Origin of the sequence: Pacificoceanicola niger (assembly GCF_048553275.1) — a bacterium.
Taxonomy (GTDB): domain Bacteria; phylum Pseudomonadota; class Alphaproteobacteria; order Rhodobacterales; family Rhodobacteraceae; genus Pacificoceanicola.
In genome coordinates this window covers 135,964-160,066 of record NZ_JBLZMW010000008.1, presented here as the reverse complement: position 1 = coordinate 160,066, position 24,103 = coordinate 135,964, and the positions used below count along the sequence as shown (strand labels likewise).

The 24,103-nt window shown below is 63.6% G+C and carries 25 protein-coding genes; 13 read left to right on the top strand and 12 right to left on the bottom strand.

Going from position 1 to position 24,103, the window contains the following annotated elements; translation table 11 throughout:
* Position 1: 1 nt before the first annotated feature.
* Entirely contained in the window at positions 2-1,390 is a 1,389-nt protein-coding gene (locus ACN2XU_RS12315; protein WP_419410742.1) for an aminotransferase family protein, read from the bottom strand.
* A gap of 371 nt (positions 1,391-1,761) precedes the next feature.
* Between ACN2XU_RS12315 and ACN2XU_RS12310 the strand changes: the two genes are divergently transcribed.
* The 5 genes from ACN2XU_RS12310 (at position 1,762) to ACN2XU_RS12290 (ending at position 7,278) form a co-directional block, all read left to right on the top strand.
* On the top strand, positions 1,762-2,769 hold the full coding sequence (locus ACN2XU_RS12310) for a taurine ABC transporter substrate-binding protein (protein ID WP_419410741.1): 1,008 nt from the start codon (positions 1,762-1,764) through the stop codon (positions 2,767-2,769).
* 152 nt (positions 2,770-2,921) lie between these two features.
* Positions 2,922-3,698: an ABC transporter ATP-binding protein gene (locus tag ACN2XU_RS12305; protein ID WP_419410740.1), complete on the top strand. Its 777-nt coding sequence runs from the start codon at positions 2,922-2,924 to the stop codon at positions 3,696-3,698.
* The gene (locus ACN2XU_RS12300; protein WP_419410739.1) at positions 3,695-4,960 is read left to right on the top strand and encodes an ABC transporter permease; all 1,266 of its coding nucleotides are present in this window, start codon (positions 3,695-3,697) and stop codon (positions 4,958-4,960) included. Before ACN2XU_RS12305 ends, ACN2XU_RS12300 begins: the two co-directional genes overlap by 4 nt.
* A gap of 126 nt (positions 4,961-5,086) precedes the next feature.
* A complete protein-coding gene (locus ACN2XU_RS12295; protein ID WP_419410738.1) occupies positions 5,087-6,220 on the top strand; it encodes an alkane 1-monooxygenase in 1,134 nt (377 codons plus the stop codon).
* A gap of 137 nt (positions 6,221-6,357) precedes the next feature.
* Positions 6,358-7,278 carry a manganese-dependent inorganic pyrophosphatase gene (locus ACN2XU_RS12290; RefSeq protein ID WP_419410737.1) on the top strand — a complete coding sequence of 307 codons (921 nt, stop codon included), beginning with the start codon at positions 6,358-6,360 and terminating at the stop codon, positions 7,276-7,278.
* An 88-nt stretch (positions 7,279-7,366) separates the two neighbouring features.
* On the opposite strand, the gene sfsA is transcribed toward ACN2XU_RS12290, so the two are convergent.
* Positions 7,367-8,071 carry a DNA/RNA nuclease SfsA gene (sfsA, locus tag ACN2XU_RS12285; RefSeq protein ID WP_419410736.1) on the bottom strand — a complete coding sequence of 235 codons (705 nt, stop codon included), beginning with the start codon at positions 8,069-8,071 and terminating at the stop codon, positions 7,367-7,369.
* A gap of 48 nt (positions 8,072-8,119) precedes the next feature.
* On the opposite strand from sfsA, the gene ACN2XU_RS12280 reads away from it, so the two are divergent.
* From ACN2XU_RS12280 to ACN2XU_RS12265, 4 genes are read left to right on the top strand one after another with little or no spacing between them, the layout of a single operon-like run.
* Positions 8,120-8,842, top strand: a complete 723-nt coding sequence (locus ACN2XU_RS12280) for a competence/damage-inducible protein A (protein WP_419410735.1) — start codon at positions 8,120-8,122, stop codon at positions 8,840-8,842.
* A 57-nt stretch (positions 8,843-8,899) separates the two neighbouring features.
* Positions 8,900-9,643, top strand: a complete 744-nt coding sequence (locus tag ACN2XU_RS12275; RefSeq protein ID WP_419410734.1) for a GNAT family N-acetyltransferase — start codon at positions 8,900-8,902, stop codon at positions 9,641-9,643.
* A 50-nt stretch (positions 9,644-9,693) separates the two neighbouring features.
* Positions 9,694-10,227 (top strand): peroxidase-related enzyme, encoded by a 534-nt coding sequence (locus tag ACN2XU_RS12270; RefSeq protein ID WP_419410774.1) that lies wholly within the window; start codon positions 9,694-9,696, stop codon positions 10,225-10,227.
* Complete coding sequence (locus tag ACN2XU_RS12265) at positions 10,199-11,143, top strand: OmpA family protein (protein WP_419410733.1); 945 nt, start codon at positions 10,199-10,201, stop codon at positions 11,141-11,143. Before ACN2XU_RS12270 ends, ACN2XU_RS12265 begins: the two co-directional genes overlap by 29 nt.
* 17 nt (positions 11,144-11,160) lie before the next feature.
* Here the strand turns inward: ACN2XU_RS12265 and ACN2XU_RS12260 are convergent, their stop codons facing one another.
* Together ACN2XU_RS12260 and ACN2XU_RS12255 are read right to left on the bottom strand one after the other, a co-directional pair.
* Positions 11,161-11,679, bottom strand: a complete 519-nt coding sequence (locus tag ACN2XU_RS12260) for a DUF2937 family protein (RefSeq protein ID WP_419410732.1) — start codon at positions 11,677-11,679, stop codon at positions 11,161-11,163.
* Between the two features lie 85 nt (positions 11,680-11,764).
* Positions 11,765-12,808: a zinc-ribbon domain-containing protein gene (locus ACN2XU_RS12255; RefSeq protein WP_419410731.1), complete on the bottom strand. Its 1,044-nt coding sequence runs from the start codon at positions 12,806-12,808 to the stop codon at positions 11,765-11,767.
* Between the two features lie 152 nt (positions 12,809-12,960).
* Here ACN2XU_RS12255 and ACN2XU_RS12250 point away from each other — a divergent pair, with 152 nt between their 5' ends.
* From ACN2XU_RS12250 to ACN2XU_RS12235, 4 genes are read left to right on the top strand one after another with little or no spacing between them, the layout of a single operon-like run.
* Positions 12,961-13,638, top strand: coding sequence for a cell division ATP-binding protein FtsE (locus ACN2XU_RS12250; protein WP_419410773.1), 678 nt, complete (start codon positions 12,961-12,963; stop codon positions 13,636-13,638).
* 14 nt (positions 13,639-13,652) lie between these two features.
* Positions 13,653-14,540 (top strand): cell division protein FtsX, encoded by an 888-nt coding sequence (locus ACN2XU_RS12245; RefSeq protein WP_419410772.1) that lies wholly within the window; start codon positions 13,653-13,655, stop codon positions 14,538-14,540.
* Positions 14,540-15,274 (top strand): lysophospholipid acyltransferase family protein, encoded by a 735-nt coding sequence (locus ACN2XU_RS12240; RefSeq protein WP_419410730.1) that lies wholly within the window; start codon positions 14,540-14,542, stop codon positions 15,272-15,274. Before ACN2XU_RS12245 ends, ACN2XU_RS12240 begins: the two co-directional genes overlap by 1 nt.
* Positions 15,252-15,854, top strand: coding sequence for a pyridoxamine 5'-phosphate oxidase family protein (locus tag ACN2XU_RS12235; RefSeq protein ID WP_419410729.1), 603 nt, complete (start codon positions 15,252-15,254; stop codon positions 15,852-15,854). Before ACN2XU_RS12240 ends, ACN2XU_RS12235 begins: the two co-directional genes overlap by 23 nt.
* Before the next feature lie 14 nt (positions 15,855-15,868).
* Here ACN2XU_RS12235 and ACN2XU_RS12230 read toward each other — a convergent pair whose 3' ends face one another.
* The 8 genes from ACN2XU_RS12230 to ACN2XU_RS12195 all read right to left on the bottom strand — a co-directional run bounded on the left by ACN2XU_RS12230 (position 15,869) and on the right by ACN2XU_RS12195 (position 24,085).
* The gene (locus ACN2XU_RS12230; protein WP_419410728.1) at positions 15,869-16,318 is read right to left on the bottom strand and encodes a hypothetical protein; all 450 of its coding nucleotides are present in this window, start codon (positions 16,316-16,318) and stop codon (positions 15,869-15,871) included.
* 330 nt (positions 16,319-16,648) lie between these two features.
* The gene (gene lpdA / locus ACN2XU_RS12225) at positions 16,649-18,043 is read right to left on the bottom strand and encodes a dihydrolipoyl dehydrogenase (RefSeq protein ID WP_419410727.1); all 1,395 of its coding nucleotides are present in this window, start codon (positions 18,041-18,043) and stop codon (positions 16,649-16,651) included.
* Between the two features lie 85 nt (positions 18,044-18,128).
* On the bottom strand, positions 18,129-18,518 hold the full coding sequence (locus ACN2XU_RS12220) for an MAPEG family protein (protein WP_419410726.1): 390 nt from the start codon (positions 18,516-18,518) through the stop codon (positions 18,129-18,131).
* Positions 18,518-18,910 carry an MAPEG family protein gene (locus tag ACN2XU_RS12215; RefSeq protein ID WP_419410725.1) on the bottom strand — a complete coding sequence of 131 codons (393 nt, stop codon included), beginning with the start codon at positions 18,908-18,910 and terminating at the stop codon, positions 18,518-18,520. The genes ACN2XU_RS12220 and ACN2XU_RS12215 overlap by 1 nt, the downstream gene beginning before the upstream one ends.
* The gene (locus ACN2XU_RS12210; protein ID WP_419410724.1) at positions 18,907-19,137 is read right to left on the bottom strand and encodes a hypothetical protein; all 231 of its coding nucleotides are present in this window, start codon (positions 19,135-19,137) and stop codon (positions 18,907-18,909) included. The genes ACN2XU_RS12215 and ACN2XU_RS12210 overlap by 4 nt, the downstream gene beginning before the upstream one ends.
* Positions 19,134-19,490, bottom strand: coding sequence for a hypothetical protein (locus ACN2XU_RS12205; protein ID WP_419410723.1), 357 nt, complete (start codon positions 19,488-19,490; stop codon positions 19,134-19,136). Before ACN2XU_RS12205 ends, ACN2XU_RS12210 begins: the two co-directional genes overlap by 4 nt.
* A 55-nt stretch (positions 19,491-19,545) precedes the next feature.
* Complete coding sequence (gene odhB / locus ACN2XU_RS12200; protein WP_419410722.1) at positions 19,546-21,075, bottom strand: 2-oxoglutarate dehydrogenase complex dihydrolipoyllysine-residue succinyltransferase; 1,530 nt, start codon at positions 21,073-21,075, stop codon at positions 19,546-19,548.
* A 43-nt stretch (positions 21,076-21,118) separates the two neighbouring features.
* Complete coding sequence (locus ACN2XU_RS12195) at positions 21,119-24,085, bottom strand: 2-oxoglutarate dehydrogenase E1 component (RefSeq protein WP_419410721.1); 2,967 nt, start codon at positions 24,083-24,085, stop codon at positions 21,119-21,121.
* Positions 24,086-24,103: the final 18 nt, after the last annotated feature.

Sequence of the window (24,103 nt, the reverse complement as noted above, 5' to 3'; positions counted from 1 at the left end):
GTCAGCCGAACACCCGGGTCAGGGCACTATCGACCGCGTCCAGGATCTGATCGATGTCATCCTTTGTGGCGATCAGCGCAGGGCTGAAACACAGGGTGTTGTTGTAGCCGGGAACCGACCGGTTCGTGGCGCCGATGATGACACCCTGCGCCATGCAATCCCCCACAACCGCCTGAACCTGCGCTTCGGGAGCCGGGGTTTTCGCATCACGGTCGGTGACCAGTTCGGCCCCCAGGAAGAGCCCCTTGCCGCGCACGTGACCGATGATTGCGTGTTTGTCCTGCATTTCGGCGAGACGGCCAAGCATGTAGTCGCCCATGGCGTTGGTGTTCTCCAGAAGCCCCTCATCCTCGATGATGCGCATGTTTTCCATCGCGGCGGCGGGACCGGCCGTGCAGCCGCCGAAAGTGGAGATATCGCGGAAATAGTTCATTGGATCTGTTGCATCATCCTTGAACAGATCGAAGACCGCTTCGGTGGTGGTGAGGCAGGCGATCGCGGCATAGCCGGAGGCAACACCCTTCGCCATGGTCACCATGTCCGGCTCGATGCCGTACTGCTGATAGCCGAACCATGTGCCGGTGCGTCCGAGCCCGCAGACCACCTCGTCGATGTGCAACAAGATGTCGTACTTGCGGCAGATCGCCTGAACCTTCTGCCAGTAGCCTTCGGGGGGTGTGATGACGCCGCCGCCTGCTGTCACCGGTTCAAGGCACAGCGCGCCGATGGTGTCCGGACCTTCGCGCAGGATCACCTGCTCGATCTGATCGGCGGCCCATTCGCCATAATTCTCGCTTGGTGCGCCCTGATCGGCAGCGCGGTATTCAAGGCAGTGCGGGACGCGCACGAAGCCGGGCGCGAAGGGGCCGTACTGGGCGTTGCGCTCGTCCTGCCCGCCCGCTGAGAGACAGCCGATGGTCGTGCCGTGATAATCGCGGTCGCGGTAGAGAATCTTGTGCTTCTTGCCGCCATAGCGCTTGTGCGCGATCTGGCGAACCATTTTGAAGGCCTTCTCGTTCGCCTCGGAGCCGCTGTTGCAATAGTAGACGCGGCTTTGGCCCGCCATTTTGGAGATCAGTTTTTCGGCAAAAAGCGCCCCGGGCACCGATCCGGCGGCGCCGGCGAAGTAATTCAGCGTCATCAGCTGGTCATAGACCGCCTTGGCAATCGATTCGCGGCCATAGCCGACGTTGACCGTCCAGACCCCGCCGGAGACCGCATCGAGGTGTTCCTTGCCCGCCTGGTTCCAGACGCGCATGCCTTTGCCTTCGATGATGATGTTGGGGTCCTTGGTTTCGAAAGCCTTGTGCTGAACAAGGTGGTGCCACACGTGGGCTTTGTCCGCCTCGACGATGTGGCTCAGGTCATTTTGTGAAAGCGTGCCGTCCATGGGATCCTCCTGAGTGGGCCGGGGCAATGATAGCGGGTTGCGGGCACATGAGCCACAAAAGCGGGCAGCCGATAGGGCCAGTTGTTTTGCGCCTGTAGGGCCAGATGGGGGTGTGATCGGCGGCGCATATGCGCCGGTCGGTAGGGAAATGAATGATTTTCAGGAGCTTAACAAGCCGTTGATTGTCGTGGAGAGGGCGGAATCGCGTCCGGGTTACCCAGCGGCTGCCTGAAAATCATTGATCGGTTGCCTGTTTTCCGGTCGGATCATCTCAGAGCGCCAGCAAGGCGCCGGATCAGGGGCGGGCCGGGGGCTTGCCTGAACAGACTGCGCACCGGGGCCCTCCCGGTGCAAAACAGGGGAGTATTTCCATGACATTCAAGACAGTTTTGAAAGGCGCCGTGGCCGGATGTGCCGTGCTTGCGGGAACCCAGGCGGCCTTGGCCGAGGGCCATGGCGGTGTGACGGTCGGCTATTTCCTCGAATGGCCGATGCCCTTTGAATTTGCCAAGGTCGAAGGCATGTACGACGAGGCTCTGGGCATGCCGGTGACCTGGGTCAGCTTTGACACCGGCACCGCGATGAGCGCGGCGATGGCCTCGGGCGACGTGCAGTTGAGTGTCTCGCAAGGGGTCCCGCCCTTCGTCGTGGCGGCCAGCGCCGGGCAGGATCTGCAAATCCTCGACGTGGCGGTGAGCTATTCCGACAATGACAATTGCGTCGTGCGCGAAGACCTTGAGATCGACAAGGACAGCGCCGGAGAACTGGCGGGCAAGAAGGTCGCCGTGCCGCTCGGCACCGCCGCGCATTATGGCTTCCTCAAGCAGATGTCGCACTTCGGTGTCGATATCGGCTCAATGGAGATCGTCGACATGGCGCCGCCCGATGGCGCGGCCGCGATCGCGCAAGGCTCTGTCGACATGGCCTGTGGCTGGGGTGGCTCGCTGCGGCGCATGAAGGAGCATGGCAACGTGCTGCTGACGGGTGCGGAGAAGGAAGACCTGGGCATTCTGGTCTTCGACGTCACATCTGGCCCGGCGGGCTGGGTCGCGGAAAACAGCGATACCGTGGCGAAATTTCTCGCGGTCACGGCAAAGGCGAACGCAATGTGGGCCGATGAGGCCAACCACGCCGAGATGCTGCCGGTGATCGCCAAGGATGCGGGCATGGACGAGGAGGCCACCATGGCCACGATCTCGACCTTCATCTTCCCCACGGTCGAAGAGCAACTGTCCGAAAAATGGCTCGGCGGCGGCGCGCAGGACTTCATGAAAGGCGTGGCGGATGTGTTCGTCGAAGCCGGGAGCATCGACGGAGCACAGGACAGCTATGCTGACAACGTGAACATCGGCCCGCTGCAAGCGGCCTCCGAGATGTAAGCGCCCGTGCGGCCTGATCGGGCCGCGCAATCCCGTCGACGGACCGGGCACCGGCCGTCGACGGCTTTTGGCCGCCTCGCGGGGTGGGACCTTGAGGACACAAAAGAGGGGTTGTCTTGACCGAAACGGGCCTTTCCATACAAAATCTGTCCATGCGCTTCGACCTGCCGAACGGCACATCGGTACAAGCGCTCAAGGACGTCTCCATCGACATCCAGCAAGGCGAATTGCTGAGCGTTCTCGGCCCGTCCGGCTGCGGCAAGACCACGCTTTTGAACATCATCGCCGGGTTTCTGGCGCCTACAGAGGGCCGGATCTCCCTCAAGGGGCACCCGGTCAACGGCCCGGACGCGGAGCGCGGCATGGTGTTCCAGCAGGGCGCTCTTTTCGAATGGATGGACGTCCGCGCCAATGTCAGTTTCGGTCCCCGCATGGCGGGCCGCCGGGAAAGCGACTGGGGCAGCCATGTGGATCACCTGCTCGACGTGGTCGGGCTGAAGGATTTCAAGGAAAAGGCGGTTTATGAGCTGTCGGGCGGCATGCAGCAGCGCGTGGCGCTGGCCCGCTGCCTTGCCAATGAGCCCGACGTGATCTTGATGGACGAGCCGCTGGGCGCGCTGGACGCGCTGACCCGCGAGAAGATGCAAAGCCTTGTTCTCAAGCTCTGGAAAGAGACCGGCAAGACCATCATCCTGATCACCCATTCCGTCGAAGAGGCCCTGCTGCTGGGGGAGCGGCTGATCGTCATGGCCCCCCGTCCCGGGCGCATTCACACCGAATATCGTCTGCCTTTCGCCGATCTGGGGGTGAACGCCGATCTGCGCGAGGTCAAGAAACACCCCGAGTTCGGGCCAAGGCGCGAGGAAATTCTCGGCATGATCTGGGACATGGAAGAAGAAATCATGGGTCGCACGGAGGAGAGCGCATGATCGTCCTTCTGATCTATGTCGCCATTTTCATGGCGGCCTTCTTCATCGTGAAATTTGCCGCGCACAAGACGGTGCGCGACTATACATCGCTCAAGACCGTGACCTTCGGCGACGAGAGCGCCGTGACCCCGAACCGGATCGCATCCGTGGTGTCCATACTGGCGATTTTCCTGCTCTGGGGCGCCTTTACCGGATCCACGTTGCTCCCGTCCTTCCTGCATGCGCCGGGGCCTTTCATTGGTAAAGCGACGTTCACCTATACCGCAGAGGCCGACGGCGTGGCGCCGGACGATGCGGAGGTGACGGTGCTGGTCTTCGAGGTCGGCAACGACGTCGAGGCGCCAGCGGTGACGCCGGGCAATGGCTGGGCCAAGAACGACAGCGACACCGTCGGCGCGTGGCGCTCGGGGCTGATTCGCGTGGACCGCAATGACGACTATGGCCGCGATCAGGGCCACGTGGTCACCGCCATCAACGGCACACCGATCGAACCCGGCGGCTCGGTTGAAACGGAGTTTGGCCGCGTCGGCATGAGCCCGAAAGGCACGCTGAATTTCGAACCGGCCAAGGGCTGGCAGATGGAGCCGATCTGGCTGCCCGCGCCGGAGGCGGTGTTCTCGCGGCTGGTCGAAATCGCGAAGGAAGGCTATCGCGGCAGCACCCTCCTGGAGCATCTGGGCTATTCGCTGTTCCGCGTGGTCGTGGGCTTTGTCCTTGGCGCTCTGGTCGGCATTCCGCTGGGCTATGCCATGGGGCTGTCCAACTGGTTCCGCGGCTGGTTTGATCCGATCGTGGAATTCATGCGCCCGGTGCCGCCGTTGGCGCTGATCCCGCTGGTCATCATCTGGGCGGGCATCGGGGAGCCTGGAAAGATCATTTTGCTGTTCCTCGCCGCGCTCTGGATCATGGCCATTTCGGCCCGCGCCGGGGTCTCCGGGGTCAATATCTCCAAGGTCCACGCGGCTTACTCCCTTGGCGCGAGCAAGGTGCAGATCATGCGCCATGTCATCGTGCCGAACTCGCTGCCGGAGATCTTCACTGGCGCGCGGGTGGCCATGGGGGTTTGCTGGGGCACCGTCGTGGCGGCCGAACTTGTCGCTGCCGAGAAGGGGGCGGGCATGATGATCATGGTCGCGTCCAAGTTCCAGCAGACGGACATCGTCATCATGGGGATCATCCTGATCGGCATCATCGGCTTTGGCATCGACATCCTGATGCGACTTGCCGAGAAGGCGCTGGTGCCGTGGAAGGGGCGGAGCTGACGCACGAGGCCCGCGTCTCCCCGCCGATCGACGACAGGGAAAACCGCTGCTGCCTCCTGCGGCGGTGCGACCTCTTCTTCCGGCCACAATCCGGGGATATACTGCGCGTCAAAACCGGAGCCGAGCATGATCCCCGCGCAGACTCTTGGCAAGGCCACCTCCGCCATGCCGTTCTTCTTGTCCTTTGTCCTGATCCCTCTGGTCTGGATCGGGGCGGTGAAGGGCGGGCTCTGGATCCTGCTTACACCGCTGTGCACTTGGTATCTGTTTTCTGCCATCGACATCCTTGTCGGGCTGAATACGGAAAATGCCGATCCGGAAACCGGTGAGGAGCACCTCTACTGGTACAAATTGCTCACGCAAATCTGGGTGCCGATACAGTGTGTCACGCTCTTTGGCCTTATCGCCTACGTCAGCGGCGCGCAGCATCTCGATACGCTGGAGAAGGTCGGAGTGTTCTTTGGCACCGGCGTGATGACCGGGACGGTTGGCATCGTCTACGCCCATGAGCTGCTGCACCAACGCAATGCGCGTGAGCGCTGGCTGGGGGATATTCTGCTGGCCATGGTGCTCTATTCACATTTCCGTTCCGAACACCTGCTGGTGCATCACCGCTATGTCGGCACGCCGCGCGACCCGGTGACGGCGCGGTACAACGAAGGCTTCCATCGGTTCTACCCGCGTGTGCTGCGCCAGAGCCTGCTGTCCTCCTTCAAGGCGGAGCGCGACATGCTGGCCCGCAAGGGGCGGCCCTGGCATGACCTCGGCAATCCGTTCTGGCGGTATTGGGGCCTGCAGGGGGCGATGCTGGCGCTTGCGGGCCTGCTGGGCGGATGGGGCGGGGTGTTGCTCTTTGTGCTGCAGGCGGGGGTGGCGATCTGGCAGCTTGAAGTCGTCAACTATGTCGAACACTACGGGCTGACGCGCAAACATCTGGGCGAGGGAAAATACGAACATGTCCTGCCGCGCCATTCGTGGAACGCCGCGCACAAGGCGACAAACTGGCTGATGATCAATCTTCAACGCCACTCCGATCACCACTACAAGCCCGACCGACGCTTTCCTCTGTTGCAGAACTACGCGGAAGCCGAGGCGCCGCAGCTGCCCTACGGCTATCCGCTCATGGCGATCCTGGCGATGATCCCGCCGCTTTGGCGGCGTATTATGAACCCGAAGGTCCGGGCATGGCGCAAACGCTACTACCCCGAAATTACCGACTGGTCGGACTATAACAAAGCGCGCACGCCTCTGCCGCGATGAGGGCGCGTGAGCTGACCTTGCCAAGCGGCTGTGCCGGGGGCTGAACGAAGGTCGCACCTTGTCCGTGGCGGGGTGACATATCGAACGCGTGCAGGTAAAGGGGCGTCAAAACACCCATATTGACGTGAGGATTCCCAATGACCACGCAGGTTTTCGGCCACAAGAGCCCCGACACCGACAGCACCGGCAGCCCGCTCATCTGGGCCTGGTATCTCAATGAAATCAAGGGCGAGGCGGCCAAACCCGTCCTGCTGGGCGAGCCGAACACCGAAGCGGCCTTCGTGCTTGAGCGCTGGAAACTCGACAAGCCGGAAATCATCTCCGACGTCGAAGCGGACGCGCCGGTTGTTATCGTTGACACCAACAACCCGGCCGAGCTGCCCGCCTCGATCAATTCTGCGGACATTCGCGCCATCATTGACCACCACAAGCTGGTGGGTGGTCTGGAAACCAAAGGTCCGATCGACATCACGGTGCGCCCGCTGGCCTGCACGGCGACGATCATGATCGACCTGATGGGCGATGACGCGGCAAAAATGCCCGACGCGATCAAGGGCGCGGCGCTGTCCTGCATCCTGTCCGACACGCTGGAATTCCGCTCGCCGACCACCACCGCGCACGACAAGGCCGTGGCCGAGAAACTGGCCGCTGACCTTGGCGTGTCGATCTCTGACTATGCTGCCGAGCTGTTCGCGGCCAAGTCAGATGTTTCCGCCTTCTCCGACGCCGAGCTGATCCGCATGGACTCCAAGGAGTACGAAGTGGATGGAACCAAGTTCCGCGTCTCCGTTCTGGAAACCACCGCGCCGTCGATCCCGCTGGACCGCAAGGACAGCCTGATGGAGAGCTTCAAGACGGTTGCCGCAGAGGATGGCGTCGATGAGGTTCTGCTCTTTGTCGTGGACATCATCCGCGAAGAGGCGACGCTGCTGGTGCCGAACGATCTGGTGAAGGGCGTAGCCGAGAAGAGCTTTGGCGCGACGGTTTCCGGCGACACCGTGGTGCTGCCCGGTATCATGAGCCGCAAGAAGCAGATCATCCCGAATCTCAAGGTCTGAGGCCGGACCGGGGGCTGCCACCCCCGGACCCCCGCGGATATTTGGACAAAGAAGAAGCAGGGGCTTTCGCTTTGGCGGGGCCCCTTTTTTATGCCTCGAAGGGCAGCGACCGGCCGAGTGTGACGCCGCCGGGGGTGATCCTGCAGTCGAAGCAAAGGATTTCGACGCCCCTCTCGCGGGCTTCGGTGCAGGCGGCGGCGTAGGCCGGGTCGATGTCCGCCGCGAGGGTCACGCTTGCGCAATCCGTGCGCTGTACGAGGTAGAGCATGACCGCGCGGCGGCCTGCGTCGGCCATGTTTGCAAGCTCGCCAAGGTGCCTGGTGCCCCGGGCTGTGACGCTGTCGGGGAATTCGGCGAGGCCGGGGCGGCGCGACAGCGTCACCGATTTCACCTCGACATAGGCATTCCGCCGCCGCTCGCCGGTCAGCAGGAAGTCGATCCGCGAATTCTCTCCGTATTTCACCTCGGGCCGCACAAGATCATAATCGTCCAGTCCCGGCACCGCCCCGGCCATCAGCGCGGCTTTCAGCATTCTGTTCGGCACGCCGGTATCGACGCCGGTGAAATGGCCGTCTGCATGTTCGACCAGCCGCCAGGCATATTTCAGCTTTTTCTTCGGATCGTCGTTCGGCTCCAGCCAGATACGCAGCCCCTCGTCCTTCAATCCAAGCATCGAGCCGGGATTGGCCACATGGGCGGTGACATCTCGGCCATCTTCGAGACGGCAATCGGCGAGGAAGCGTTTGTAGCGCCGGATCAGCGTTGCGGGGATGAGATCGGTTTGAAAGCGCATGGTAGAGAGCTATACCGTGCCCAAACCCCGCGCAAGGAGAGCCGCATCATGCCCAACCCCACCGCCGCAATGCTGGTCATCGGAGACGAGATCCTCTCGGGCCGCACCCGCGATGCCAACATGCACTTCCTCGCGCAGGAATTCACCAAGCATGGGGTGGATCTCCAGGAGGTGCGCGTGGTCAGCGATGACCGTCCGGCAATTGTCAGCGCGCTGAATGCGCTGCGCGCGGCGTTTGACGTGGTGGTGACCAGCGGCGGCATCGGGCCGACCCATGACGACATCACTGCGGATTGCGTTGCCGAGGCCTTTGGCGCCCATATCGACGTACGCGAAGACGCGCGCGCCTTGCTTGCCGCGCATTACGAGCGGCAGGGGGCCGATTTCAACGCTGCCCGCCAGCGCATGGCGCGTATTCCCGATGGCGCGGTCCTGATCGACAACCCGGTGAGCATCGCGCCGGGGTTTTCGATGGAAAACGTGCATGTCATGGCGGGTGTCCCGTCAGTGTTTCAGGCCATGGTGGCGAGCCTTCTACCCAGGATCACCGGCGGTGCTCCGCTTTTGAGCCAGTCCCTGCGCATCTATCGCGGGGAAGGCGAGATTGCCGAACCGCTTGGTGCGCTGGCGCAGCGCCACCCGGAGCTGTCCTTCGGTTCCTACCCGTTCCAGCGCGACGGGGTCTATGGTGCCAATGTGGTGGTCCGGGGCCACGATGGCGCGCAGGTCGACTGCGCCATGGCGGAGCTTGCCACGCTTTTCCCCGAGTGAGGCGGTCGCGGCATTCAGGCGATGGACAGTGACCCGCCCTCGCGTCATAAACAGGGCGTGAGTGATCAACGCCCCTCTGACGATCGGCTTTTTGCAACGATCAGCGCCACTTGGCCCGCTGCCGCGACGGTGGAGGCCGGTCCTTGGCTCCTGCGTGAAGGGCGGGGCGGGGGCAAGCGCGTCTCTGCGGCCTCGGCGATTGGCGCGTGGCAGGAGGATGATATTTCCGCCGCCGAAAAGGCCATGCGCCTGATGGGGCAGGTGCCGCTTTTTACCCTGCGCCCGGGGGATGCCGCGCTCGATGCGCAGCTTGAAGCCCGCGGCTACAAGGCGGTCGATCATACCGTGATCCGTGCGGTCCGGGCCCGGGATCTGACTGACCAGCCGCTGCCACGTGTCACGGCCTTCACCATCTGGGAGCCGCTCGCCATCATGCGCGAGATCTGGGAAACCGGCGGCATCGGCGAGCGCCGGCAGGCAATCATGGACCGCGTGGCGCAACCCAAGACCGGCGTCTTCGGCCGCGTTTCCGACAGCCCCGGCGGAACCGCCTTTTGCGCCATCCATGATGGCATCTGCATGTTGCACGGGCTCGAAATCCTGCCGCATCAGCGCAAGAAGGGGCTGGGGGGATGGATGATGCGCGCCGCTGCCTTCTGGGCGGTGGACAATGGCGCAGACTGGCTCGCCATTCTGGTGACAAAGGCGAATGTCGGCGGAAACGCCCTCTACGCTTCCCTCGGGATGGAGATCGTGGGAGAGTACCACTATCGCATTCTGACCGAGCCTGACGAGAGCTGACCCCCGTGACGAAACAAACCACCGATAGCCCGACCGCCCTCGACCTGCCCATGGTCGATCCGCTTCCTGCCGAGACGCAGAAGTATTTCGACATTTGTCAGGAAAAGCTCGGCATGGTGCCGAACGTGCTGAAATCATACGCATTTGATGTCGACAAGCTGAACGTCTTCACGGCGCTCTACAACGACCTGATGCTGGCCTCTTCGGGCCTAAGCAAGCTCGAACGCGAGATGATCGCCGTTGTGGTCTCGTCGGTGAACAAATGCTTCTACTGCCTGACCGCCCATGGCGCAGCCGTGCGGCAGCTGTCGGGCGATCCCAAACTGGGCGAGATGCTGGTGATGAACTGGCGTGTCGCGGACCTCGATTACCGTCAGCGCGCCATGCTGCACTTCGTGGAAAAGATGACCAAGGCCAGCGCCGAAATCATGGAGTATGACCGCGAAGCGTTGCGCGATGCCGGGTTCTCGGATCGGGATATCTGGGACATTGCGAATGTCGCGGGCTTTTTCAACATGACGAATCGGGTGGCCAGCGCAACGGATATGCGGCCGAATGACGATTACCACGCTCAGGCGCGCTGACTTCGCGGCCCTTCTGACGCTGCTGGCGGGCGGGGCGATGGCGCAGGACCTGTCCCTGCCGCAAGGCTCCGTGTTGACCCGGGAATTCACGCAAGAGGCCGGGGCCTACGATCTTCCCGTGGGCGTCTGGCAGCGCGAGGCCGGGGTGCCCACCCGCCGCGTCGAAGGCACGATCACCGCGCAGAGCTGGCGCATCGAAGCCACCAGTCTCACACCTTTTCAGCTTGTCGCACCGTTGCGGGAGCAGTTGATCGCGGACGGCTATGACATTGTGCTCGACTGCACGGCGCGGGCCTGTGGCGGCTTTGACTTCCGCTTTGGCACGCTGGTGCTTCCGGCACCGCAGATGTTCGTGGATCTGACCGATTACATCGCGCTCTCGGCGCTCGCGGAGGAGGGGGACGCCGTCTCCATGATAGCCAGCCGCGATGCCACCTCTGCCTATCTGCAGATCATTCGCGCGGGCGGCGGTGTCGAAGAGGCCGAAACCCGCACGGACGCGGTGCCGGTCCCTGGCACAGGGGGCGATGGCGCGAGCGAGGATGTTGTGACGCGTCTGGAAACGCGGGGCCATGCGATCCTGCATGACATGATCTTCGAAACCGGGACATCGGCGCTTGGGAATGGCGCGGTGCCTTCGCTCGACAGCATCGCGGCCTATCTCAAGGCGAACCCCTCGCGGCGTGTGCTGTTCGTCGGCCACACCGATGCGGTCGGCTCGCTGCAGGGCAATCAGGCTTTGTCGCGCAAACGGGCCGCTTCGGCGGTCAGCTACCTGCAAACGCGCCACGGCATTCCTGAGGCACAGATCGGTGCCGACGGGGTCGGATACCTGTCGCCAGTGGCCAGCAATCTGACCGCCGAGGGGCGCGAGGAAAACCGCCGCGTCGAAGCGGTGCTGATTTCAACGGAATGAAGGCGTGCGCGCGGGCCTCAGACCCGGCGTCTGGGGGTGAGCAATCGCCGCAGGCTCGAAAAACCGCCGGCCAGAAACGCGACCAGCGCGCTGATCCCAAGCCAGCCCGCAAGAAAACCGGTGCCCGCGAACACCGCGCCTTCGAAGGTCACCGGCATCGCGGGTTTGAAGGTCTGCAACGCCCGCCGCGCGACGTCTCGATCGCCCAGATGCGTGGCGAGCTTGGCGCGCATGAACGGCCCGGCGCTCTTGAGCGCGTCCAGGTCGGCCAGCAACCGGGCGTGGCGTGCTATGTCGGCGCGGATGTTCCCGGCTTGAACCGAACTCAGCGGCCCTTCGGTGCCAAGCTGCGTTACCAGCCCGTCCAGCGTCAGCCCAACGGTCGCCGCATCGCGCTCATAGCGGACAATCTGCCGTGACAACTCATCGACGGCCCCGCCGAGCCGCTGTGTATACTGTTGGGAATACTCGGGAAATTGTGAAAGGCCAGCCGCGCCACTCACGCCGCCCGCCAAGGCCAGAGCCCTCAGCATCATATCCCACACTCCTGCTCAACCACGCTCTCGCGGCGCATGGCAACAGGGTACCACACCGCTGTGCCCTTTGTCCAAGCGACGCGGATCACTCCGCCGGGGCGGTTTCCGGCTCGGCGGCGTTTTCGGAGCTCATGCTGTCGAGTGACGTCATCAGCCCGGTCACCTGCTCGTCGAGCCAGAGGCGCAGGCTGTCAACCTTGTCGACATAGCTGTCGATCATCGGCGCGGCTTGCGGCGCGGCAGATTTGATCTGCGGCGCAGAGACATAAACCGCGAGCGCGATCGCCACCAGCATGACAATCAGGAAGAATCCCCGGGCAAAGCCGCCGCCGCCGCGAGCGGGTGTCTCATCGCTGACGGAAACGCGGCCTTCCTCGGAATCGGTCACCCGCCGATCAGAGGTAGCGCGCAGGGTCTGGTTGATCTCTTCGACATCGGGCAGCAATTCGCGCCGCGATTCGACCGCTGCGGCGCTTGACGATGCCGAGCGCCCGGTGCTGTCCGACAGGTCCGCGGGGCGGCGCTCGCGGCGGCGGGGCGGCGCGTCCGGCGCTGGCTCGGGGGCGGGCGCGGTCTCTGCTTCCGGCTCAGCCTCTACCTCTGCCTCTGTCTCCCGTGCCAGATCCTCGCCCCGGATATGGGCCATGCGGGCGCGTGCCTCACGGGCACGGCGGGCCTGCTCGTCCTCGTCTGGCTCGGCCAGGCCAAGATCCGGCTGCATTTCAAAGGCTTCCGCTTCGGCCTGACGCTGGCGCCGCTCGCGCTCGGCCTCTTCGCGCAAAACCTCCGCAATCTCCGGATCGAGAGACCGGCGCCGGGTCTGCGGCATCGCGGGGGGATCGGCGAAATCGTCGTCATCCTCTTCATCGAAGAGGGCCGCCTCGGGTGTCGGCGGCGCGTCATCCTCAAGGGCGTCATCGTCGTCGCCTTCGTCCTCAGGCTCCCATTCCTCCGGGTCCGCAGGCTCGCCAAGCTCCTCTGAAAGCAACGGATCGTCGCCTGGATGGTTCTGGAACCACGTATGCGCACAATTCGAGCACTGCACGTCGCGCCCGCCTTCGGGAATGACTTCGGCGGGCACCTCGTACTGGGCACCGCAGTTGGGGCAGATCAGCCGAATTCTGCTCACGTCCTGTCCTTCTTTTATTCGAGGCACGGTTTCTCATGCATAAGTTGCCCGGAGGTCGGGGAAAAGTCCAATCCTTAACCACGGAACATTGAAACCCGCCGCAACCTGTAGCAAATAGGGTGAACCACGGAAAAGGGGCGGGGCAGACGGGCGTGATCGAGCTGGAAAACGTGGCATATTCGTACAGCGGCGACGCCTTGCTGACGGACCTGAGCCTGACGCTGCCTGCCGGGTCGTTTCATTTCCTCACCGGTCCGTCCGGTGCGGGCAAGACGACCTTTCTCAAATTGTGCTACGGGGCTCTGCGACCGACCTCGGGGACGCTTCGGCTCTTCGGAGAAGACATGGCCGGCTTTGATCGCGACGCGGTGGCCTATGCCCGGCGGCGGATCGGCGTGGTGCATCAGGATTGCCAGTTTCTCGACCACCTGCCGGTGATCGAGAACATTGCGCTGCCGCTGAGCGTCTCCGGCGGCTCGCCGCAAGCGCAGCAGGACAACCTGCTCGAACTTCTGACCTGGGTCGGATTGACCGGGCGGGCCGATGCCCTGCCGCCGGAGTTGTCGGGCGGTGAAAGGCAACGCGCCGCGCTGGCCCGCGCGCTGATCCTCTCGCCCGATATCATCCTGGCCGATGAGCCGACCGGCAACGTCGATTGGGAAATGTCCCAGCGGCTTCTGCGCCTTCTCGTCGAGCTCAACAAGATGGGCAAGACGGTCATGATCGCAACGCATGACCTCGGCCTGATCCGTGCTGCCAAGGCACAGGTGCAGGCCCGCGTTCTGCGCATTTCGGACCGCAGCATTCAGTCGGCGGGGGCGGATCTGTGAAGGCCTGGCTGGAAATGATGCGGGCGGTTCTGACTCGCGATGCCGGAGCCGACCGCGTCGTGCCGCCGGCCGGATTTACCGTTTGGCTGACCGTGTTTACCAGCGGTGCCATGGCCTTTCTGACGGTCTTTGCTCTTGCTCTGTCGCTGGCATCCGGTCGGCTCGCCGCCAATTGGGACAACGAACTGGCGCGCAGCGCCACATTGCGTATTTCCGCGCCCGCCGGGCAGATGGCCGAGCAAACCGCCGCCGCGCTCAAAGTGCTGGACCAGACGCCTGGGGTTGCATCCGCGCGGGCGCTGAGCGCGGCCGAGCAACAGGCGCTTCTGGAGCCGTGGTTCGGCCCGGACCTGCCGATCGACACGCTCCCGGTGCCGCAACTGATCGAGTTGATCGAGAGTGCGCAGGGCTATGACAGTGAGGGCCTGCGCCTGCGGCTGCAAGCCGAGGTGCCGGGCGCCGTGCTGGATGAACACACCCGCTGGCGCCGCCCGCTGATCGCCGCCGCGTCCAAGCTGCGCCTGCTCGGCTGGGTCTCGATCCTGCTGATCGGCGCCGCCACCGGGGCCATGGTCACCCTCGCCGCCAATGCCGCGCTCGCCGCCAATTCCCGCGTGGTCGCGGTGCTGCGGCTGGTGGGCGCAACCGACGCCTATATCGCGAGCGCCTTTGTTCGCCGCTTCACCCTGCGCACCCTGATCGGCGCCGGGGCGGGGGCCGCGCTTGGCCTGCTTGCCGTCGCCTTCATGCCCGGTGCCGGTGACACCGGCGCGTTCCTCACTGGACTGCGCTTTCAGGGGCTGCACTGGCTTTACCCGATCCTCGTGCCGCCGCTTGCCGCGCTGGTGGCCTTCCTCGCCACCGGCTATGCCGCGCGGCGTGTTCTCGAAAGGCTCGACTGATGTTGCAATGGCTGCGTTCGTGGATTTTCCTGATCCAGATGTATCTGATGATGGCGGTGATCGGCATCCTGTTCTTCCCCTTCGCGATCTTCTCCCGGGGGGCGGCGCGTCTGGCGTGCCGTGTCTATGCCAAATGGGTCCGCTGGAGCGCCTCCTGGATGGTTGGCCTCAGGAGCGAGATCCGGGGCGTTGTCCCGACAGATGAGGTGGTCGTTGCCGCCAAGCACCAATCGTTCTTTGACATCATCATGATTTTCAGCGCCGTGCCCGCGGGCAAGTTCATCATGAAGCGGGAGCTGCTCTGGACGCCCTTCATCGGGCTCTATGCCTGGCGCATCGGATGCGTGCCGGTTGATCGCGGCAAGCGCGCGCAGGCGATCACCCGCATGAAGCGCGACGTCGAAAAAGGCAATGTCGATCCCGGCCAGCTGATCATCTATCCACAGGGCACCCGTGTCGCGCCGGGCAAGCATATTCCCTACAAGGTCGGCGCCGCCGTGCTGTACAAACAGTTGAAGCAACCCTGCGTGCCTGCCGCCACCAACGTTGGCGTGTTCTGGCCGCGCACCGGCGTTTATCGCAAACCGGGGCTGGCGGTGGTTGAATTCCTGCCTGCGATCCCGCCGGGTGTTGATCAGGGCACGTTTGTGCGCAGGCTTGAACAGGAGGTCGAAACCGCCTCCAATGCACTCATGCGGGAGGCCGGCTTCGATGCGGACGCTACAAACACTTGAAGACCTGAACGTGCTCTACGGGGAGCCTGTGCCGCTGTCGTTGACCAAGGTGGCTGCGCATCTCACACCAAAATATCGCGCCTGGATCGAAGGCAGCCGCTTTTGCATTCTCTCCACGGTTGGCCCCGATGGCGTCCACGGCACACCGCGCGGCGATGACGGAGCTGTCGTGCGGGTTCAGGATGAGAAGACACTGCTGATGCCGGACTGGTGGGGCAACAATCGTCTCGATGCGCTGCGCGACATCATCCACGATCCGCGCGTGGCATTGCTGTTCCTCGTGCCGGGCTCGGGCACCACGGTGCGCGTCAACGGCCGTGCGGTGCTGACGGATAATGAACCGCTGCGGGAAAGCTTCCGCAAGAAGACGCGCCTGCCCGCGACCGTCATGGTGATCGATGTCGACGAGGTCTACACCCAATGCGCAAAGGCGCTGATCCGTTCCGGTATCTGGGGGCGGGACGACAGTGGCACGGTGCCGACGGTCGGGCAGATTATGGCCGAGATAACCGAAGGCCGCGAGGGCGGTACGGAGTACGACCGCACCTATGTCGAACGAGCGCAGCCCAAGCTCTGGTGATGCATTCGGGGCGGTCACGCCCTCGCGCGAAACAACCGCGCGGGCCGGACCCATCGGGTGCGCCCGATGTTCAGCGCCGCGAAACTCAGCATGAGTACCGCCAGCGGGATCAAGCCGCGAAGACCCGCAGGCAGTGCCCCGTCCGTCCTAGCGGCCTCCATCGGTAACAGCCCCTCAGCCCGAAATGCCACAACCGCGCCGGGTGACAGCGGCAGCACACTTTCCGCCGCGCAACTGTGTGCGGCCAGCGCGTGGCCCAGTTTTTGCCGTTGAATCGTCCAGCCGAGGAGCTGCATCGCCTGCTCCTCGGCGCACAGGCGCATGTATTGCCCATCCGCCCCCGGAATGGCGCTTTCGCCCATATCCACACGGCTATGCAGCATCGCAAACGGTCCCGCCTCTGCGCCGGGTGCAATCATACAGGTGGCGAGGCCGATGGCCGCAATTGACCCCTTGATCTTCATCTGTCCGACTCATCACTCCTGGAACAGTCCCCAGAGTGACAGGGACTTTGGGCAGCAGTTTTACGCACTCAAGGTTAAATCGGGGCAACCATGAGACACGAAAATCCCGGCCAGATCGCTCTGGCCGGGGCATTTTCGTTCAAATTGTCATTGCCGATCAGGCGTGGATCGCGCCGTCGCCAAAGGCCAGAGCCGCCTCGCGGACCGCCTCGGAGAAGGTCGGGTGGGCGTGGCAGGGTGAGGCGCGGTCTGGCTTGCCGGATGCATCGCTCCGGTAGAGCGATGCATGGGCCGAACGCCCGCTGCCGATGGCAGTGGGCCGCTGACCGATCAGGCGTGGATCGCGCCGTCGCCACAGGCCAGAGCCGCCTCGCGGACCGCCTCGGAGAAGGTCGGGTGGGCGTGGCAGGTCAGCGCGATGTCCTCGGCACTGGCGCCAAACTCCATACCGACGCAGATCTCGTGGATCAGGTCCCCGGCGCCCGGCCCGATGATGTGACAGCCAAGGATGCGATCCGTCTCCTTGTCGGCCAGCAGCTTGACGAAGCCTTCGCCCTGGAACACGGCCTTGGCGCGGCCATTGCCCATGAAGGAAAACTTGCCGACCTTGTAAGCCACGCCGTCCTTCTTCAAGTCATCCTCGGTCTTGCCAACGGAGGCGACCTCTGGGGCGGTGTAGATCACGCCGGGGATCACGCCATAATTCACGTGGCCATGCTTGCCCGCGATCACCTCGGCGACGGCCATGCCCTCGTCCTCGGCCTTATGCGCCAGCATCGGCCCTTCGATGGCGTCGCCGATCGCATAGATGCCCTTGACGTTGGTCTGCCAATGGCCGTCCGTCTTGATCTGCCCGCGCTCGGTCATCTCGATGCCCATCGCTTCAAGGCCGAGACCGTCGGTATAGGGGCGGCGACCCGTGGCGCAGAGCACCACATCGGCGTCGAGGCTCGCTTCGCTGTCATCCTTGCGGAGCGTGTAGGTGACCTTCGCCTTGGTCTTCGTGGCCTCCACCTTCTGCACGGCGGCGCCCATGATGAAGTTCAGGCCCTGCTTCTTCAGGATGCGCTGGAAGGTCTTTTGCACCTCGCTGTCCATGCCGGGCGTGATGGCGTCGAGGAATTCGATCACATGCACTTCCGTGCCGAGACGGGCATAGACCGACCCCATCTCCAGCCCGATCACACCAGCGCCGATGACGATCATCTTTTTCGGGATCTTCGGCAGCTCCAGCGCGCCGGTGGAGGTCACGACGACCTTTTCATCCACCGTGACATCGGCCCCGGGCACCGGGGAGGCTTCGGAGCCGGACGCGATCACGATGTGCTTGGCCTCATGGACCTCGTCACCGACCTTTACCTTGCCAGCCTCGGGGATGCTGCCCCAGCCCTTGAGCCAGTCGACCTTGTTCTTCTTGAACAGGAATTCGATGCCCTTGGTGTTCTGGCCGATCACGTCGTCCTTGTAGGCGAGCATCTGCTTCCAGTCGACCGAAGGCGCTTTGCCCTTCAGGCCCATCTTGGCAAAGTTGTGCTCGGCCTCGTGGAGCTGATGCGAGGCGTGCAGCATGGCTTTGGACGGGATGCAGCCAACGTTGAGGCAGGTGCCGCCGAGCGTCTCGCGGCCTTCGACACAGGCGGTCTTCAGACCGAGCTGCGCGCAGCGGATCGCCGAGACATAGCCGCCGGGGCCGCCGCCGATGATGATCACGTCATAAGATGCCATTGTGCTGTCCTTTCATAGGAAGGGGAGGGGCGCGTTGCCCCTCTTCCCGAAGTATTTGAGCCAGGAAGAAACAGGCCATTGCCCGTCATAGCAAGGCCCGGATGAGCAGGTAGGTCGTGGCAAGAAAACCGACGACCCAGATGAGCGAGCGCCACGGGGCGAGGCCGAACAGATAGGCGGGCAGGTAGAGCACGCGTGCGGCAAGATAGATGAATGCGACAAGGGCCGTGCTGTGCGTGGCCTTATCCGCAAAGGTGATCACCAGCGCGGCGATGGCAAAGAGGATGAGACCCTCGAAATGGTTGTTCATCGCCCGTTGCGCGCGGCCCGCGACGCTGGTGAGCTCTCGCGGCGTGTCGCGCGGAGAGAGAGCATAGCCGGTGCCAACCTGCATCTGCGCCGTGACGGAGTAGATGACGAAGTGCACCACTTGCAGCAGCGCGGCGAGGGTGAGGGCGGTGAGTTCGGGAGACATCAGAACAGGCTCGCCACGATCATGACAAAGCAGGCCAGAAAGCCCGCTGTGAACAGGAGCGAGCGCCAAGGCACCCAGGCAAAGCGGTAGGCGGGCAGGTACAGCGCCCGGGCCGCAACGAAAATCCACGCGGCAAGGGCCGTGACCCAGCTGTTGCTCTCGGTGAAGGAGACCAGCACCACGGCGATGATGAACAGGCCGGTATTCTCGATATGGTTGCCAAGCGCGCGACGCAGGCGGAGCGAATTCTCCGACAGCCGCTCTTCGAGGTTCTCACGGGTGCCGACATTGCCCTCCCGGCCAATATCCTGCTCCAGCGATCTCTGGGACCAGAGCACCGCGATCAGGTGAATAAACGTCGTAGCGGCCAGGGCGGCGAGTTCGTAGGTCATGCGGTCCTCAGGAAATGCGCGGCGGCGGGAGCGTGGCCGAGGGCGGCGGACTTGTCCAGCCAGGCTTTTGCCCGGGCCTCGTCTGCGACCTCGTAGAGCTGCCAACTCGCGCTTCTTTCGGTCCAGCGTTGTAGCAGGGAGAGGCCCGCATTGGCGCGGTTTTCCGCTTCGCTTTCGAAGGTGGCGGCATCGAAGGAGGCGGTGCGAGTGAGAAGCTGAAGGCTCATGGTCTGGTCTCCGGTTTAGGTTGCCGGGCGGCGTCCTCTTTGAACGGTCTGCCCCGGATCGCCTCGTAGCGATGATGGAACAACGCCGCCTGGTCCGGTCGGTTGCGCGTCATGTCCTTCAGACCCAGCCGCATGTCCGCGAGCGCGGAGTGAACCCCCGCTAAGATCTGCGAAGGAGTGGATTTTCCCAACGCGATCCAGAACAGCATTTGGTCGCGGGTCGCGACATGATCGGAAAGAATCTCGCGCTCCCACATGGTGCCAAGTCCCTGAAATGCTTCGATGGCGGCCTCGAAACAGTCGTAGAGCCGGTGGAATTCGGCAAGGACCTCGTCTCGGGTGCGGCGCGGCATGAAGCCTTCTCCGAAGGGGAAGCCGGGCAGAACGGGTCTGCCCGGCAAAGATCGATTACAGGTCCATCAGCAACCGGCGCGGATCTTCGAGCGCTTCCTTGACGCGGACAAGGAAGGTCACCGCGCCTTTGCCGTCGACGATGCGGTGATCGTAGGACAGGGCGAGGTACATCATCGGGCGGATCTTGATCTCGCCGTTGATGACCATCGGGCGGTCCTGAATCTTGTGCATGCCGAGGATGCCGGACTGCGGCGGGTTGAGGATCGGCGAGGACATCAGCGAGCCATAGACGCCGCCGTTCGAAATCGTAAACGTGCCTCCCTGCATTTCCGCCATCGACAGCTTGCCGTCACGGGCGCGCTTGCCCTTCTCGGCGATAGCCTTTTCGATCTCGGCAAAGGACATCTGGTCGGCGTCGCGGATGACCGGGACGACGAGGCCCTGCGGTGTGCCCGCAGCAATGCCCATGTGCACGAAGTTCTTGTAGACGATATCGGTGCCGTCGATCTCGGCGTTGACTTCCGGCACTTCTTTCAAAGCGTGGCAGCAGGCCTTGGTAAAGAACGACATGAAGCCCAGTTTGACGCCGTGCTTCTTCTCGAACAGCTCCTTGTACTCCTTCCGAAGCGCCATGGTCTCCGTCATGTCCACCTCGTTGTAGGTGGTCAGGATCGCGGCGGTGTTCTGCGCGTCCTTCAGGCGGCGGGCGATGGTCTGACGCAGGCGGGTCATCTTGACCCGCTCTTCGCGTGCGGCGTCGTCGGCCGGAACCGGCGCGCGCGGCGCGGAGGCCGATGTGGACGCGGCGGGCGCCGACTTGGCGGCGGCTACGGCGGCGGCGACGTCGGACTTGCTGGCCCGGCCATCGCGGCCGGTGCCGGTCACCTGATCGCGGCTGATATTCGCCTCGGCCATGGCTTTCTCGGCGGCGGGGCCGTCCTTGATGTCCCCCTTGGGACCCGCGTTGCCCGCCGGCGGTGTGGCATACTGCTCTCCGCCAGTGGCCTCATCCTTCTGGGCGGCGGCCCCTTCACTGGCGGAAATCACCGCCAGCTTGGCATTGGCCTGAACCGTGTCGCCTTCGTTGGCCACGATCTCCGTCAGAGTGCCGGACGCGGGGGCGGGCACTTCGACACTGACCTTGTCGGTCTCCAGCTCGCAGAGCATCTCGTCCTGCGTGACCGCATCGCCGACCTTCTTGAACCAGGTCGACACGGTTGCTTCGGACACGCTTTCACCCAGGGTCGGAACCATCACATCAACCGCATCGCCGCCACCAGAGGCGGCGGGGGCTTCGGCTTTCGGCGCCTCTGCCTTCTTCTCGGCGGGCTTGTCGGCAGAGCCGCTGTCGCCTTCGGAGATATTGGCCAGCAGCGCGTCAACACCTACGGTCTCGCCCTCGCCTGCGACGATGTCGGACAGCGTGCCCGCAACCGGCGAGGGCACCTCGACCGTCACCTTGTCGGTCTCCAACTCGCAGAGCATTTCGTCGACAGCCACGGCATCGCCCGGTTTCTTGAACCAGGTCGCCACGGTTGCTTCGGTTACCGATTCCCCGAGCGTGGGGACGCGCACTTCGGTCATTGTCTCAATTCCTTTTCTTTACCCAACCGCTTGGCTTGTGGGGTCATTCAATGGTCAGCGCTTCGTCTACGAGCGCCGCTTGTTGTGCTTTGTGCTGGCTGGCCAAACCCGTCGCGGGCGAGGCCGAGGTGGCGCGGCCCACGTAACGCGGCCGCTTGTGCGTGGCCTTGATACGCCCCAGCACCCATTCGAGATTCGGCTCGATGAAATGCCATGCGCCCTGGTTCTTCGGCTCTTCCTGACACCAGATCATCTCCGCGTTCTTGAACCGCTCCAGCTCCTTGACCGCCGACATCGCCGGGAAGGGGTAGAACTGCTCGAAACGCAGCAGGTAGACGTCGTCGATGCCGCGCGCGTCACGCTCCTCCAGAAGATCATAGTAGACCTTGCCCGAACACATCACCACGCGTTTGATCTTGTCGTCGGAGACCAGCGTGGTGTCCGAATGCCCCTGCTCCGCATCGTCCCAGAGGACGCGGTGGAACGACGACCCGGTGGTGAACATATCGGCATCCGAAATGCACAGCTTGTGCCGCAGCAGCGATTTCGGCGTCATCAGCACCAACGGCTTGCGATAGCTGCGGTGCAGCTGTCGGCGCAGGATGTGGAAGTAGTTCGCCGGGGTCGAGCAATTCGCCACGATCCAGTTGTCCTGACCGCACATCTGCAGGAAGCGTTCCAGACGCGCCGAGCTGTGCTCGGGACCCTGACCTTCGAAACCGTGCGGCAGCAGGCAGACAAGGCCCGACATCCGCAGCCATTTGCTTTCACCCGAGCTGACGAATTGATCGAACATGATCTGTGCGCCGTTGGCGAAGTCGCCGAACTGCGCCTCCCACAGGGTCAGCGCGTTGGGCTCGGCGAGGCTGTAGCCATACTCGAAACCCAGAACCGCATATTCCGAAAGTGCCGAATCGATCACCTCGTAATGCGCCTGGCCCTCGCGGATGTGGTTCAGCGGGTAGTACCGCTCTTCCGTCTCCTGGTTGATGAAACCGGAGTGCCGCTGGGAGAAGGTGCCACGGGTGCTGTCCTGACCGGCCAGACGCACCGGATAGCCTTCGGTCTGCAGCGAGCCAAAGGCCAGGGCCTCGGCGGTCGCCCAATCAAAGCCCGTGCCGGTTTCGAACATCTTGGCCCGGGTCTCGATAAGCCGCCCCACGGTCTTGTGCAGCGGGAAGCCCTCGGGAACACGGGTCAGCGCATCGCCGACCTCCTTCAGGGTTTCCGGCGTCACCGATGTCTTGCCGCGCTGGTACTTGCCGTGCGTTTGCTTGTCGAGATGCGACCAGCGACCATCCAGCCAGTCGGCCTTGTTCGGCTTGTAGGTTTTCCCGGCTTCGAACTCCTCGTTCAGATGCGCCTGGAACGCCGCCTTCATGTCCTCGATCTCACCCTCGGGGATCAGCCCGTCCTTGACCAGCCGCTCGGTATAGAGCGTCAGCGTGGTCTTCTGCTTCTTGATCTTGGTATACATGATCGGGTTGGTGAACATGGGCTCGTCACCCTCGTTGTGACCAAACCGGCGGTAGCAGAAGATATCAAGCACGACATCCTTGCCGAACTTCTGGCGGAATTCCGTCGCCACCTTGGCCGCGTGCACCACGGCCTCCGGATCATCGCCGTTGACGTGGAAAATCGGCGCCTCGACCACCAGCGCGTTGTCGGTGGGGTAGGGCGAGGAGCGCGAGAAATGCGGTGCGGTGGTAAACCCGATCTGGTTGTTCACGACGATATGGATGGTGCCGCCGGTGCGGTGACCCCGCAGACCGGAAAGCGCAAAACACTCCGCAACAACACCCTGACCGGCAAAGGCCGCATCGCCGTGCAGCAGGATCGGCATCACCTTCTTGCGCTCGGTGTCGCCCATCTGGTCCTGTTTGGCACGGACCTTGCCAAGCACGACCGGGTTCACCGCTTCGAGGTGGCTCGGGTTGGCGGTCAGCGAAAGGTGCACGGGGTGGTCATCGAACTCCCGGTCGGACGATGCGCCGAGGTGGTATTTCACGTCGCCGGAGCCGTCCACGTCCTCGGGCTTGAAGCTGCCGCCCTGGAACTCGTTGAAGATGGCCTTGTAGGGCTTTTGCATCACGTTGGCGAGCACCGACAGACGGCCCCGGTGCGGCATGCCGATGACGATCTCCTTGACGCCGAGGTTGCCGCCGCGCTTGATGATCTGCTCCATCGCGGGGATCAGGCTCTCGCCCCCATCCAGACCAAAGCGCTTGGTGCCCATGTACTTGACGTGCAGGAACTTCTCGAAGCCCTCGGCCTCGACCATCTTGTTCAGGATCGCCTTGCGGCCCTCGCGGGTGAAGGCGATTTCCTTGCCATAGCCCTCGATCCGCTCCTTGAGCCAGGCCGATTGCTCCGGGTCGGAGATGTGCATGTACTGCAGTGCGAAGGTGCCGCAGTAGGTGCGCTTCACGATCGACAGGATCTCGCGCAGCGAGGCGATCTGCAGGCCCAGCACGTTGTCGATGAATATCGGGCGATCCATGTCGCCATCGGTAAAGCCATAGGACTTCGGATCAAGCTCCGGGTGGCTGGTGTTGTCGCGCATGCCAAGCGGATCGAGATCGGCGGCAAGGTGGCCCCGGATCCGGTAGGCGCGGATGATCATCAGCGCCCGGATGCTGTCCAGAACGGCGCGCTGGATGGCGTCATCGCTGACCGCGACGCCCTTGGCCTCGGCGGCTTCCTTGATCTTCTTGCCCGCACCCTTGGCCTCGGCGGGCACCATCGGCATCGGCCACTCCCCGGTCAGCGCGCCGGTCAGGTCGTCATCGGGCACCGGCGGCCAGTCGGCCCGCGCCCATGACGGGCCAGCGGCCTCTTTCTTGACGTCCATGCCGTCGTCGCCAAGCTGGGCGAAGAACGCCTGCCAGGACGCATCCACCGCGTTGGGATCGCTCGCGTAGCGCGCGTACATCTGTTCAAGATATTCGGCGTTGTGCCCCTGCATGAAGCTGGAGGCGTGGAAGAGGTCGTTGGGGCTCTGATCGTTCATTGTGGCACCTCGGGGTTG